Source organism: Kitasatospora sp. NEAU-69, from assembly GCF_057158765.1.
Genome location: NZ_JBWXUE010000016.1, coordinates 66798 through 80532, shown reverse-complemented (window position 1 = coordinate 80532; position 13735 = coordinate 66798). Strand labels below are relative to the sequence as shown.

Here is a 13735-nt window from a genome sequence, read left to right as displayed (position 1 = left end):
GTTCAGTCCACCTCTCCCCACACCAAGCCTGGTTGACGCTGGAATGGACTGTCCGAGCGGCATGGTAACGCTCAACGCGACGAGGACATGCAACTGGGAGGAATCCATGAGCAATCGCAGGAAGAAGAAGCCGGGGGCAAGCCCCGCCAAAAGCCCCAAGGCCATCGCGATATACCATGACGTGCTGGTCTACGAGAATTTTGAGCGCGCCGCCCAACGGATCTTCGAGTGCCTGCAGTGGGCACAGGCAAACCACCCCAACCGCAATCGAATCCTCTATCTCGACATCCAGGGACACAAGAACGACGCAGGGGGGTTCGATCACGACGCTTTCGAGTTGATGCAAGATTTCGCTCTGGGATTTCTTGGCGACTATCTATCCGAAATCCACACCCCACTGTTCCGCGCAAAAAATTCCAAGGCGCAAGTTAATGATATTCCGGATCTTCTGCAGTTTCAGTACCCGGACGACGGAAGCGACTACGGATACGACGCCGGCAATCTTCCCCTTAGACCCCGGGAGAACCAACCGGCCAACCGGAAGTCTCGCCCAACAGTGCGAGCCATCTCGGAATACCTGGGAATGGACGAGCCAGCCTGCCTAGTGTGCTGGCGCACACCCGTGGAGCGGGCCCATGTTGTACCTACCTCACTTGGCGGCTCCATGGACGTGCGGAACTTCGCCCTTCTCTGCGCAGCACATCACGCGGAGGCACCAGACGCGGCTGACGCCGAAAGCTTCTGGGCATGGGTGGACTATGCAGAGCTGCGAGACGGCCCAGATAAATGGCTGGATGCACCAGATGACCACAAGAAGTGGCTGGAATCTCACGGCATGCAGATCGGGATTCAGAATCGAGAACCGGCCTCCTTCTTCTCTGCCGTCAGGCGCGAGCTAAGGGAGCTATACGGCTGGAGCGATTCCGACTTCAAAGCCGCGGACTGGCAGAGTCTGATGGACGAGTTTCACCAGGTTTTGGATTCGGCCACCGGAAAGCACTTCTCGATAGAGAAGAAGATCTCGACGCATGCATGGGCATACGATGTGGCCCGCAGTCGACTAAATTCCAAGAGCAGCCGAATCCCTCCTATCTCGAAACTCAGACACGATCACACCGAAGGCACCCCCGAGGGTGAAAATATGTGACGCTCAAATCGGCTGCGTCCCGCGGGTTGCCGACCGTGGCCTAGGGTGGGTCGCCCGCCCGTGTGCCGAGTCCCGGAGTAGGCGTCGTGTCCAGTAAGCCGAGTGTCGATGCGGTGCTGTTGACGATGAACGATCGTGCTGCCGAGCTTGAGGTGGCGATGGGGTCGTTGCTGGCTCAGCGCGAGGTTGATCTTCGGGTCGTGATCGTGGGCAACGGGTGTGAGCCGGACTGCGTGCCTCCGGGGGTCACGGCCGTCTCGCTGCCGGAGAACCTGGGCATCCCCGGTGGGCGCAATGTCGGCGCCGAGGCGCTGGGCGGTGAGGATGAGGGCGAGTTCATCCTGTTCTTCGACAACGACGCCGTGCTGCCTGATCCGGACACCGTCGCCCGGCTCGCCGCGGAGTTCGATCGGCACCCCGATGCCGCCTACGTCCAGCCGCGGATCGTCGATCCCGCCAGTGGCACCACGCTCGGGCGGTGGGTTCCGCGCCTGCGGTCGAAGGATGCCGGGCGACCGGGCATTGTCACCGTGATGGCCGAGGGCATCGTGCTTGTGCGCCGGGCCGATTTCGCGGCCGTGGGCGGGTGGCCCGGGCACTTCTTTCTGTTCCACGAAGGGGTGTGGCTCGCCTGGCACCTCTGGGATCTGGGCCGGATCGGCTGGTACGCGGCGGACGTTCAGGTGCACCACCCGGCGACGAATCCGGCCCGTCACAAGCCCTACTACCGGCTGGTGGCGCGCAACCGTGTCTGGGTTGCCTACCGGCTGCTGCCGGTCCCGCTCATCCCGGTGTACCTCGCCAGTTGGGTGGTCATCAGCGTCTGGCGGTTCCGGTCGTCGGGGAACCTCGGTGTCTGGCTCAGGGGTCTGGCGGAGGGGCTGCGCGGCGGGCATGGTGAGCGGCGGCCGATGAGGTGGCGGACGGTGTGGCGCCTGTCCCGGGCGGGCCGGCCGCCGGTCGTCTGAGGCGGGCGTTCCTTCAGGGCTTGGGGGCGGGTGAGCCGGTGTCGCCTTGGGAGAGCAGCAACTTGCGGAGCAGGGCGTCGAGTTGGTGGCGCTCTTCGGGGGTGAGGGCGCTGATCAGCTGTTCCTCGTTCTCGACGTGGCCGATCAGGATCGTGTCGATCAGTTCCTTGCCGGCCGGGGTCAGCCGGATCAGCACTGCGCGGCGGTCGGTCGGGCTGGGGTGGCGCTCGACCAGGCCCTTGGCGGAGAGCTTGTCGACCCGGTTGGTGATCGCGCCGGAGGTGACCATCGCCGACTCGAGCAGTGCGCGGGCGTTCAGCTCGTACGGCTCGCCGGACCGGCGGAGGGTGGCGAGGACGTCGAACTCGGAGAAGTCCAGGCCGTGTTGGGCGAAGTAGCCGCGCAGTGCCGTGTCCACATGGCTGTGGAAGCGGTTGAAGCGGCCGATCAGGGCCATCGCCTCGGGGTTCATGTCGGGGCGGGCCCGGCCCCACTGGTCGATGATGTCGTCAACGGCGTCGCGCTCGTGCTCCCGCATGCGTCCTGGCCTTCCTGCCGGTCGTCGGATGAGCCTCCTGGGCCCCGATATTTATCTTAGCGTTGAGATACTTGACGTTCGCACATCCCTGGGTGGAGAATTTATCTCAACGCTAAGATAGTCAACGTTGAGGGGGTTGGTGGCTGCCATGGGTGGGGTGCTTGGGTTCGCAGGCAAGGGGCAGGCCGGTCGGCTCGGGGTGGCCGCGGCGGCGGCGCTGGCGCCCGCGGCCTGGGGCACGACGTATCTGGTGACCACGCAATTGCTGCCCGAGGGCCGCCCGTTGCTGCTCGCGGCGATGCGCGCGCTGCCGGCGGGACTGCTGCTGCTGGCGATCGGCCGCAAGCTGCCGAAGGGCAAGTGGTGGGGCCGGGCCGCCATCCTCGGCATGCTGAACATCGGGCTGTTCTTCCCGCTCACCTTCACCGGCGCCTATCGGCTGCCCGGCGGGGTCGCGGCGACCATCGGGGCGATCCAGCCGCTGCTCGTGGCCGGACTCTCGATCGGTCTGCTCGGCGTGCGGCCGGGGCGGCGGACGCTGCTCGCCGGCCTGGTCGGGGTGGCCGGGGTCGCGCTGCTGGTGCTCAAGAGCGGCGCGCGGCTGGACGGCGCCGGCATCGCCGCGATGGTCACCGCGATCGCGCTGATGGCGACGGGCACCGTGCTGACCCGCAAGTGGGGCAGGCCCGAGGGGGCCACGATGCTCGATCTGACCGCGTGGCAGCTGGTCGCGGGCGGCCTGTTCCTCGCCCCGCTGGCGGCCGTGCTGGAGGGCGCACCGCCCGCGTTGAGCACGGCGAACCTGATCGGCTTCGGCTACCTGGGTCTCTTCAGCACCGCGCTCGGGTACGTGCTGTGGTTCCGCGGCATCGAACGGCTCGGCGCGGGGCCGGTCTCCTTCCTCGGCCTGGTCAACCCGCTGGTCGCGACCGCGGGCGGGATCGTGGTGCTGGGGCAGACGCTGACCGGGTGGCAGGTGCTCGGCCTGGCGCTTGCGCTCGGCGCGATGCTCGTGGGCCAGGCGCCGGCGCGGAGGGTAAAGCAGGTGGAGGTAGAGGGGAAGGGAACGGTGAAGGTGGAGGAGCGGGTGGTGGAGGTGGGGGCGGGGCGCTAAGGCGGTCAGTTGGGGGCGGCGAGGTCGAGCGTCCAGAGCAGGCCGCCGCTCCCGCCGTCCGCCGTGCCGACGCCCGCGTCCGTGTACTGGCCGTTGAGGACGTTCTGCTGGTGGATCGCGCCGTCCAGCCAGTCGTTCAGCACCTCGGCGGGCGCCGTCCGGTTCTGGTCGAGGTTCTCGCCCCATGCGCTCCACTCGTAGCCGGCCGCCGTGATCCGGCTGTCGGCGTTGGTGCCGCTCGGGTCGACGTGGTCGAAGTAGTGGTGCGCGGCCATGTCGTCGGAGTGCTGCTGTGCGGCGGCGTGCAGCCGCGGGTCTATGCGCAGCGGGCGGACGCCGCTCTTCGCGCGCCGGGCGTTGATCAGATCGACCAGCTGCTGTTCGAGACCGCGCGGGGAGGGGCTGGGGGTGGGAGTTGGAGTGGGAGTAAGGGTGGGAGTCGGTGCTGGGGGCGGGGTGCTCGGCGCGGGCGGGGTGGGTGTGGGGGTGGTCGGGACAGGGGACGGCGTGGGGCTCGGTGATGGAGTCGGGGTCGGTGACGGGGTGGCGAGCAGGACGGCCGTCGTCGGCGTGGCGGTGGAGCTCGGGGCCGGGGCCGCGCTCGGGTGACCCGGCTGCGCGAGGACGACGCCGAGCACCGCCGCGCCGACCGCGACCGCCCCGGCCGCGTGCAGGACGTGGCGCGGCAGACGGCTCACCGAGCGCCTGATGCCGCGCCGCCCCACTCCGGCCAGGTGTGAACTGCCCAGCTTCCCGGCCACGTTGGCGGCGGTCAGCGCGCTGTGCAGGCCGTTGAAGCCGTGCGGTGGGAGCACCAGCACGAGGCCGGCCAGCAGCCCCTCGGCGGGCACCAGGTCCCGGCCGGCCGCCGAGCACCGGCGGCAGTCGCGGGTGTGCCGGGCGATCCGCTTGCGCCACAGCGCGCTCGGCTGCCCGTCCCAGGCGGCGGTGACCTCGGCGAGTTCGGCGCAGCGCGGCTCGGCGGCGAGCGCCCGGAGCACCATCCGGCTGAGTTCGAGCTGCTCCTTCATCCGCTGGACGCGGACGGCCGCGTGCTGCGGGGTGAGCTCCATGGCCGCCGCCAGTTCGGCCCGGGTGAGCTGCCCGGCCGCCTCCAGCCACCAGAGCGCGAGCAGGTCGCGATCGCGCTCGTCCAGCCAGCGGGTCGCCTCGGCGACCTCGCGGCGCTGCCCGGACAGGCCGAGGCGGAGCATCGTCAGCTCGACGAAGTCCCCGCCCGGGTCGGCGACCTGCTCCATCCCCTCGTCGAGCGTGGCGGCGGCGGCCCCCGTGCGCCGGGCGGCCCAGTTGCGGCGCACCTCGTTCATCGCGACCGCGACCAGCCAGGACCGGAACGAGGACAGGTCGCGCAGCTCACCGAGCCCGCCGACCACGCGGATCATGGTCTCCTGCACCACGTCGTCCACGTCCGGGTGCCCGTTCATCGCCCGGCCGACGATGTTGTAGACGAGCGGCAGGTACCCGGCGATCAGCTGTTCGCGCGCCGCTTCGTCCCCGGCGCGCGCAGCCGCGACCGCCTCGGCGTCGTTCCCGTCTCCGACCCGCATCCGCTGCCCTCACTCGTCCTGCTCGGTCCCGCTCGTCCTGTCCGCACGGACCCCGTGACGTGGAGACCCTAGGCAGTTCGTCGGATAACAGGAATTTCACCCCCGCTCTCGGGCGGCAATGGTGACCCGGATCACCCCGCCGCGCGCTGTGGTCAGGGCGGGCGACACGCCAGGGGTGGATCCGCGCCACGGCGGTGCGGCGGCCGGGAGACTGGGCGGGTGGAAGACGACAGCGCGCAGCACGTGGAACCGCACCATGTCGGGGCCAACGGGCTCGGGACGCGGTTGAACTGGCTGCGAGCCGGGGTGCTCGGGGCGAACGACGGGATCGTGTCGACGGCCGGGCTGGTGGTCGGGGTGGCCGGGGCGACGTCCTCGTCGAGTGCGCTGCTCGCGTCCGGGCTGGCCGGGCTGTTGGCGGGGTCGCTGTCGATGGCGTCCGGCGAGTACGTGTCGGTGAGCACGCAGCGTGACTCGGAGCGGGCCGCGCTCGCGGTCGAGCGGCGGGAGCTCGCGGAGCAGCCGGCCGCCGAACTGGACGAGCTGACCGAGCTGTTGGAGGGCCGTGGGCTGACGCCCCAGCTGGCCCGTGAGGTAGCCGAGCAGTTGACGGCGCGGGACGCGCTGGCCGCGCACGCCCGGGTGGAGCTGGGCATCGATCCGGAGCAGATGGCGAACCCGTGGCACGCCGCCGGGGCCAGCTGCCTGGCCTTCACGGTCGGCGCGCTGCTGCCGCTGCTGGCCATCGTACTGCCGCCGGCAAACCTGCGGGTGCCGGTGACCGTGGTCGCCGTGCTCTGCGCGCTGCTGCTGACCGGCTGGCTGGGCGCGCGGCTGGGGGAGGCGCCACCGCGGCCGGCGGTGCTGCGCAACGTGCTCGGCGGCGGGCTCGCGATGGCGGTGACCTACGCGGCGGGCACGCTGCTCGGTGCGGTGGACGCCTGACAGCCCCTGACAGTGGCCGCACACATGCCACCGCCCCGCCGCCCAGGGGGCGACGGGGACGGCGGACGGCGTCCGCTACTTCTGCTTGAGCTGCTTCTTCTTCTCAGCCGAAGGGCTGCCCAGCATGACCAGGCCCGCGATGACCGCGAACGCGGCGATCGGGATCACCACGTACAGGCCGATGCTCTCGGCAACGCTCAGACCCGGACCCGTTTGGGTGCCGTCGAACTGGGTCAGGGCGAAGGCGGGCGACGACAGCAGCATCATCAGCGTGGCCGCTGCGGAGACCGCACCAGCGCGCAAAGCGTTCCTCTTGTCCACGATTTCCACGGTACCGGCCCTTTATGGGGCCTCGCGCGTCGGGGTCGGCCTTCCGGTGGCCGGTGCTCCTGTGACCGGTGCTCCTGTGGCCGGTGCGCCGGCGGCCTCCCGCAGGCCGTCGGTCAGGACCCGCCCCAGCGCCGTGCCGCCCGGCGCCGCGGTGAGCTGCTCCAGGGTGACCGGCCGGCCGCTCGCGTCGGCGATCGGCAGGCGCCAGTTCGGGTACTGGTCCCAGGTGCCGGGCAGGTTCTGCGGGCGCGGGTCGCCGACGATGTCCGGCAGCCAGACGCCGACCAGTTCGGCCGGGGTGGCCAGCAGGAACCGGTAGAGCGCCTCCTGGTCCAGCGGCGCGCCGTCCGGCAGCAGGCCGAGCCGGACGAGTTCGGCCCGCCAGTCGGCCAGTTCCGCCCGCGCCGCCGCCTGCTCCTCGGCCAGCGGGTGCACCAGCAGCCCGAGCTGGTGGCGCAGCTCGACGTGCTCGCCGGTGAGCCGGGCGGCGGTGCTCGGCAGGTCGTGCGTGGTCAGCGTGGCCAGGCAACCGCGCCGCCAGCGGGCGGGTGCCAGCGGCGCGCCCTTGGCGCCCTCGCGGCCGGTCCAGTCCCGCTCGAACCAGAGCACCGAGGTGCCGAGCACGCCACGGGCGGTGAGCTCCTCGCGCACGCCCGCCTCGACCGTGCCGAGGTCCTCGCCGATCACGTCGGTGCCGGCCCGGTGCGCCTCCAGGGCGAGCACGCCGAGCATCGCCTCGGCGTCGTACCGCACGTAGGTGCCCTCGGTCGGCGGACGGCCGGCCGGCACCCACCAGAGCCGGAAGGAGCCCATCACGTGATCGATCCGGATCGCGCCGGCGTGCCGGACGGTGGCCCGCAGCAGCTCCGCGTACGGGGCGTAGCCGGCGGCGGCCAGCGCGTCGGGGCGCCAGGGCGGCAGGCCCCAGTCCTGACCGTGCGCGTTGAACGCGTCCGGCGGCGCGCCGACCGAGATGCCGGCCGCCAGGGTGTCCTGGAGCACCCAGGCGTCGGCGCCGTCGGGGTGGCAGCCGATCGCCAGGTCGTGGATCAGCCCGACCGCCATGCCGGCCACCTCGGCCGACCGCTGCGCCTCGCCGAGCTGCTCGTCCAGCTGCCAGGCCAGCCAGCGGTGGAACTCGACCCGCTCGGCGAGCTCCGCCCGCGCGGCGGCCACCTGCGGGGTGCCGGGGTGGCGCAGGCCCTTGGGCCAGGCGTGCCAGTTGCCGCCGTGCTTCTCGGCCAGCGCGCACCAGAGCGCGTACTGCTCCAGCCAGTCGCCCTCGCGCCGGACGAAGGCGCGGTAGGCGGCCTCCCGGCCCGGACCGCGCGGGACGGTGTGCAGCAGCTCCAGTGCCTCGCGCTTGACGGCCCAGACGGCGTCCCGGTCGATCAGGCCGTCGTGCTCGAGCACCTCGGCGCGCAGTCGGCCGGCCTGCTCGGCCAGCTCGGCGACGGTGGCCCGCAGGGCGGGCTCGGCGTACGGGTACTCGGCGACCGCCTGCACCCGCAGGTGGACCGGGTCGGCGAAGCGGCGCGAGGACGGGCGGTACGGCGAGGGGTCGGACGGCTGGCCGGGCAGCGCCGCGTGCAGCGGGTTGATCTGCACGAAGTCCGCACCCAGCTCGCCGCCGGACCACTGGACCAGCTCGGTCAGGTCGCCGAGGTCGCCCATCCCCCAGGAGCGCTCGGAGAGCACCGAGTAGAGCTGGGCCATGAAACCCCAGCTGCGGCCGGGGCGCTGCGCCAGCCGTTCGGGAGCGACGATCAGCGCCGCCGACTCGGCCCGGTCGGCCAGCGTGACGTGCAGCGTGTGCCGGCCGAGCGGCAGGTCGGCCGGCAGCCAGTGCGAGCGGCCGGGCGGCAGTTGCCAGTGGCCGCCGTCCTCCAGCTCGACGCTGAGCCGGGCGGCGGCCGGCACGTCGAGCGCGGTGCGCCGGCCGGCCCGGGTGACCAGGCAGGCGGGCAGCAGGCGGCGGTGTGCCTGGGCCCGGTGCTCGGCCAGCTCGCGGTCGACGGCCTCGGGCGTGCCGGCGTCCACGCCGAGCGCGGCGAGCACCGCGATCAGCGTCGCCGCGGAGACCTGGACCAGCCGGCCGTCGCCCGTGTCGTAGCCGGTGTCGACGCCGTGCGCGTGGGCCAGCGCGGCCAGCGCCGGGCTCGGCGCGGGGGCGACCTCCTCGGGAGCCGTGGCCGGGGCGGCGGGGGAAGCAGCGGCCGTGGCGGCGGCCGGCGCGGCGGCTCGCGACAGCGGGTCGACGACGGTCGGGTCGGCGGCGGCCGGCGGCCCGTCCACGGGGGACGGCTCGGCGGCTGAAGGGTCGTCAGCGCTGCTCTCGGAATTGTTGAGGTATGCGGCCAACGCGGGCTCCTGCGGAAGAGTCGGGGCGAACCGGAGGTGGCGGATCGGCAAATCAGTGGGTCCACTCCTACCCGCCGCACCCCACCGCCACCCGTGACGGCGCGCCGGGCAGGTCACGTATCCGTGCCGGGCAGTGCACGCATCACGGTCCATCAGTCCGCTTCGCCCCGAAGCGACACGGACAATATCGGACAGAACGACCATAGAAAGGGCTCACTTTGACAGGTGCGCTGTCACCCTGGTGGGGTATGCCAGCGAGGGTCTGGCGTGGTCGGCGGGGGGCCGGTGGTGCAGTCTCCGCGCGCCCGTCGATCACCCCGTTCGGCCGACTGCCCCCGGCCGCGAGGAGGCCCCCGTGCAGACCCGTGTGTCCGCAGCCGCCGGGAGGCGGTTGCGACAGCAGCTCAAGCAAAGTCCGGCCCTGCGCGAGGCGCTTCAGCACCCCGCCGTCCTGGTCACCCGCCGCGCCACCGCCCGTACCGCCCGCGCGGTCGCCCCGCGCGCCGCGGACCGGCTGATCGCCGACTTCAAGGGCACCGATCCGCTGCTCGCCGAGATCCGCGCCGAACGCACCGGCACCGCGCTGCGCGTCCAGCAGGCCCGGCGGCGGCTGACGCACCGCCAGGCGGCACTGCGGATAGCCGCGACGCTCTCCGCCGCCGCCGTGATCGGCGGCGGCCTGCTGGGCCCGGTCGCGGCGCACGCGGACGGCCCGGCGACCACCGTCTCGGTCAGCGCGCCGGCCCTCACGCCGCTGGGCAGCCTGGCGAACCCGCAGGTCTACCCGCGCCCGCAGCAGCTGATGCTCTCCGGCAAGCCGGTCACGGTGCCCGCCGAGGTCGCCCTGGTGGCCGGCGCGCAGGCCGACCCCGGCGCGGTGGCGGCCGTCCGCGAGGTGCTGGCGCAGGCCGGCGCGACCTCGGTGACGGTGCCGCAGCAGTCGATCGCGGCGCCCGCGCCCGGCGCGCTGGTGGTCTACGTCGGCGGTCTGGACGAGCAGCCCGACCCGGCCACCGACCAGGTGCTCCAGCAGCTCGGCGTCGAGGGTCCGGGCGAGCTGCCGGACGGCGGCTACGTGCTGGCGTCCGGTCAACTGCCGGTGCCCGGCGGCAGCTACGGCGCGATCGTGCTCTCCGGCGTGGACGCCGAGGGCACCTTCGACGCCGCGCAGAGCCTGCGCCAGCTGCTCACCGCCGTGCCCGCCGGGCAGGGCCAGGGCGGCGGCGCGCTCGGGTTCCCCGGCCTGACGATCCGTGACTGGCCGAGCGGCGCGCTGGTGCGCGGCACCGCGGAGTCGTTCTACGGCACGCCGTGGACCACCCAGCAGCGGCTCGACCAGATCGACTTCCTGGGCCGGACCAAGCAGAACTTCTTCCTCTACTCCCCCGGTGACGACCCGTACCGGCAGGCCCAGTGGCGCGACCCCTACCCGGCCGCGCAGCAGGACGACCTGCGCAAGCTGGCCGACCGGGCCAGGACCAACCACGTGACGCTCGGCTACGCCGTCGCGCCCAACCAGAGCTTCTGCTACAGCTCCGGCAGCGACGTGGCGGCGCTGGTGAACAAGCTGGAGGCGATGCGCGCGCTCGGCTTCGGCGCGTTCCAGCTGCAGTTCCAGGACGTCAGCTACGACGAGTGGCACTGCTCGGCCGACCGGCACGCCTTCGGCACCGGCCCGGCCGCGGCCGCCAAGGCGCAGGCCCAGCTCGCCAACGCGGTGCAGGCCCGGCTGATCGCCAAGCACCCCGACCTGGCCGCGCTCTCGGTGGTGCCCACCGAGTTCCACCAGCAGGGCGCCACGCCGTACCGGACCGCGCTGGCCGGCGCGCTGGCGAACGCCGTCCAGGTCGCCTGGACCGGGGTCGGGGTGATCCCGGCGCAGATCACCGCCGATCAGACCACCGCCACTGCCGCGCTCTTCGGCCACCCGTTGTTCACCATGGACAACTACCCGGTCAACGACTCCACCCCCGACCGGCTCTACCTCGGCCCGTACACCGGCCGCGACCCGGAGCTGGCCGCCCGGTCGGCGGTGCTGCTGACCTCCGGCATGCAGCAGGCCGCCGCCTCCCGGATCGCGCTGGCCACCGCGGCCGACTACGCGTGGAACCCGACCGGCTACCAGCCCGACGCGTCCTGGCAGTACGCGCTGCGCTCGCTGGCCGCCGACGCCGTCCCGAACGCCCCCGCGCCGGGCGACCCGGCGGGCGCCGCGCAGGTCGGCGCCGGGCCCGCGCTGGCCGCGCTCACCGCGCTGGCCGGCAACAGCTCCTCCTCGCCGCTCTCCGCGCCGGAGTCGGCTTATCTGACCCCGCTGATCGACGCGTTCTGGGCGCAGCTGCAGCCGGCCGGCGGCGGCAGCATCGACCTCGGCAAGCTCCAGCAGGCCGCCGACCCGCTGCGGGCCGCGTTCAGCACCATGGCCGGCGCCCCCGACGCGCTGCGCGGCACCGACTCGGTGGCCGGCGCCGGCCCCGAGCTGGCCGACGAGACCGGGCCCTGGCTGGACCGGCTCAGCGCGTACGGACGGGCCGGCCAGGCCGCGCTGGACATGCTGCTGGCCCAGCACCGCGGCGACGGCTCGGCCGCCTGGCAGGCCCGGGTGACGCTGCGCCGGCTGCGCGACCAGCTGGCCGGCGGCCCGGTGACGATCGGCGCCGGCGTGCTCGACCCGTTCCTGGACCGGGCGCTCAACGCCGCCGACAACTGGTCCGGGGCGAGCGCCGGCACCCTCACGCCGACCAGCACGATAGTCGGCGCCGCCAACGGCCACCCGGTGGCGCTGATGGCCGACTCCGACCCCGGCACCTTCTACTGGAGCTCGCAGCCGCCGCAGGTCGGCGACTCGGTCGGGGTGGACCTCGGCGACGGGCGCCCGGTGGCCTCGGTGACGGTCCGGATGGGCGGCACCGACGATCCGAACACCACCGACAGCGACGCGGCCGCCGCGGCCGACGACTACCTGCGCGACGGCGTGCTGGAGTACTCCACCGGCGACGGCGGCTGGCAGCAGCTGCTGACCGTCCACAACCAGAAGACCGTCACCGCGCAGCTGCCGGCCGGCGTGGTGGTCCGGGCGATCCGGCTGCGCGCCACCAAGACGCAGCAGACGGCGCTCGCGGTGCGCGAGTTCAGCGTCACCGCGCCGGACACCGCGAAGGTCACGGTGACCGGCGGCCCGGCGGCCGCCCCCGGCTCCTCGCCGAGCGCGATCCTGGACGGCAACCCGGACACCGCGTACCGGGCCGCCGCCGCACCGACCGCCACCGACACCCCGCTCACCGTGGACCTGGGCGGCACCCGGCCGCTGGACCGGCTCACCGTGCTGACCGATCCGAACGTGCAGGCCACCGCGACCGTCGAGGTGCGCAGGGCGGACGGCAGCTGGACCGGCATCGGCACGCTGCACCCCGGCTACAACGAGCTGCCGGCCGGCGGCCAGCCGGCGGGGGCGGTCCGGCTCAGCTGGCTGCCGGGTCCGGACGCGCCGGTGGTCAACCAGATCGTGCCGTGGTACTCGGACACCCCGCTGGCCCGGCTCACGCTGGCCGATCCGGTGCTCGACGTGATCGCGGGCGCGCCCGCACCGGCGCAGACCCAGGCGATCGTGGACGCGCTGCGGCCGGACGGCGCGAACGGCGAGATCAGGGCCACGGCGCCGGCACCGACTCCGGCGAGTGGTGCACCGGCCGAGCCTGGTGCGGCTGGCAAGCCCGGTGCACCCGGTACGGCTGGTGCTGCTGGTACGGCTGCCGCGCCCACCGCGCCCGGGCTGACCGTCACGCCCTCGCCCGCGCCCGGCAAGCCCGGCGCGCCGGTCAGCGTGCCACGCGGCGGGGAGGGCAGCACCACGGTGCAGGTCTCGGCCGCGGCCGGCACGCCGTCCGGGATGTACCAGGTGCCGGTGACCTTCAGCAGCAACGGCACGACGATCAGTCAGACGCTCCAGGTGCACGTGGTGCCCCCGACCAGCGGCCCCGACCTGGCGCCCGGCGCGACCGCGAGCTCCTCCGGCGACGACTCGGCGAAGACCCCGGCCTCGAACGTGAACGACGGCGACCCGGCCACCCGGTGGTCCTCGCCGGCCGCGGACAACGCCTGGGTGCAGCTCGCGCTGCCGCAGGCCGCGCACCTGGGCGAGGCGGTGCTGCACTGGCAGACCCCCAACCCCACGGCCTTCCAGCTCCAGGCCTCGCAGGCCGGCTACGCCGCGGCCTACCAGCTCCAGGCCTCGGCGGACGGCGTGAACTGGACCACGGTCGCGACCGTGGCCAACGGCCACGGCGGCACCGAGACGGTGCGGTTCGACGCGCCGAACGCGCGGTTCCTGCGGATGCAGGGCGTCAGCCGGTCGTCGAAGTACGGGTACTCGCTGTACGGCTTCGAGCTGTACGCGGTGACCGGCCCGACGGCCGCGACGCCGACGCCCGGGACACCGGGGACCGCTCCCGGCGCCCCGGTGCCGGTGCCCGTACCCACGCCGACCGGGACGCCCGCGCCCGGCACGCCCACCACGCCCACGGCACCGGGCGGGCCCGGGGTGCCGGCCGCCACGCTGTCTCCGACCGGGGTGCCGGGCACGCCGCCGAGCGGGGCACCGACGACGCCGGCCACGCCCGCGCCGGGCGTGACGCCCGGTCCGACGCCGACCGCGGGCAGCACGCCCGGCACGACGCCGTCCCCGGGCAGCACGCCGCTGCCCGGGACCAGCGCGCCGGCCACGCCCGCGCCGAGTCTCTCGGCGACGAAGCACTGACCCGGCGG

General features: G+C 73.3%; 9 protein-coding genes. 5 read left to right on the top strand and 4 right to left on the bottom strand.

Annotation, left to right across the window (positions count from 1 at the left end; genetic code table 11):
• The first annotated feature begins 106 nt into the window (after window positions 1-106).
• Window positions 107-1147 (top strand): HNH endonuclease, encoded by a 1041-nt coding sequence (locus AC060L_RS20110; RefSeq protein ID WP_483800195.1) that lies wholly within the window; start codon window positions 107-109, stop codon window positions 1145-1147.
• Window positions 1148-1272: 125 nt separating this feature from the next.
• Window positions 1273-2115, top strand: a complete 843-nt coding sequence (locus AC060L_RS20105; RefSeq protein WP_483800301.1) for a glycosyltransferase family 2 protein — start codon at window positions 1273-1275, stop codon at window positions 2113-2115.
• 13 nt (window positions 2116-2128) lie between these two features.
• On the opposite strand, the gene AC060L_RS20100 is transcribed toward AC060L_RS20105, so the two are convergent.
• Window positions 2129-2653, bottom strand: coding sequence for a MarR family winged helix-turn-helix transcriptional regulator (locus AC060L_RS20100; RefSeq protein WP_483800194.1), 525 nt, complete (start codon window positions 2651-2653; stop codon window positions 2129-2131).
• Window positions 2654-2810: 157 nt separating this feature from the next.
• On the opposite strand from AC060L_RS20100, the gene AC060L_RS20095 reads away from it, so the two are divergent.
• Window positions 2811-3767: an EamA family transporter gene (locus AC060L_RS20095; RefSeq protein WP_483800193.1), complete on the top strand. Its 957-nt coding sequence runs from the start codon at window positions 2811-2813 to the stop codon at window positions 3765-3767.
• A 5-nt stretch (window positions 3768-3772) separates the two neighbouring features.
• Here AC060L_RS20095 and AC060L_RS20090 read toward each other — a convergent pair whose 3' ends face one another.
• Window positions 3773-5335: a sigma-70 family RNA polymerase sigma factor gene (locus AC060L_RS20090; protein WP_483800192.1), complete on the bottom strand. Its 1563-nt coding sequence runs from the start codon at window positions 5333-5335 to the stop codon at window positions 3773-3775.
• Window positions 5336-5554: 219 nt separating this feature from the next.
• On the opposite strand from AC060L_RS20090, the gene AC060L_RS20085 reads away from it, so the two are divergent.
• A complete protein-coding gene (locus AC060L_RS20085; protein ID WP_483800191.1) occupies window positions 5555-6280 on the top strand; it encodes a VIT1/CCC1 transporter family protein in 726 nt (241 codons plus the stop codon).
• Between the two features lie 75 nt (window positions 6281-6355).
• Here AC060L_RS20085 and AC060L_RS20080 read toward each other — a convergent pair whose 3' ends face one another.
• Both AC060L_RS20080 and malQ read right to left on the bottom strand, forming a co-directional pair.
• Window positions 6356-6601, bottom strand: a complete 246-nt coding sequence (locus AC060L_RS20080) for a hypothetical protein (protein WP_483800190.1) — start codon at window positions 6599-6601, stop codon at window positions 6356-6358.
• Between the two features lie 21 nt (window positions 6602-6622).
• On the bottom strand, window positions 6623-8761 hold the full coding sequence (gene malQ / locus AC060L_RS20075) for a 4-alpha-glucanotransferase (RefSeq protein WP_483800300.1): 2139 nt from the start codon (window positions 8759-8761) through the stop codon (window positions 6623-6625).
• 565 nt (window positions 8762-9326) lie between these two features.
• Between malQ and AC060L_RS20070 the strand changes: the two genes are divergently transcribed.
• Window positions 9327-13727: a beta-N-acetylglucosaminidase domain-containing protein gene (locus tag AC060L_RS20070; protein ID WP_483800189.1), complete on the top strand. Its 4401-nt coding sequence runs from the start codon at window positions 9327-9329 to the stop codon at window positions 13725-13727.
• Window positions 13728-13735 lie beyond the last annotated feature (8 nt).

Bases quoted from the DNA above. Each gene is read 5' to 3' on its own strand.
- AC060L_RS20110 (WP_483800195.1), top strand. From the start codon at position 107: ATGAGCAATCGCAGGAAGAAGAAGCCGGGGGCAAGCCCCGCCAAAAGC.
- AC060L_RS20100 (WP_483800194.1), bottom strand. From the start codon at position 2,653: ATGCGGGAGCACGAGCGCGACGCCGTTGACGACATCATCGACCAGTGG.
- AC060L_RS20105 (WP_483800301.1), top strand. From the start codon at position 1,273: ATGAACGATCGTGCTGCCGAGCTTGAGGTGGCGATGGGGTCGTTGCTG.
- AC060L_RS20090 (WP_483800192.1), bottom strand. From the start codon at position 5,335: ATGCGGGTCGGAGACGGGAACGACGCCGAGGCGGTCGCGGCTGCGCGC.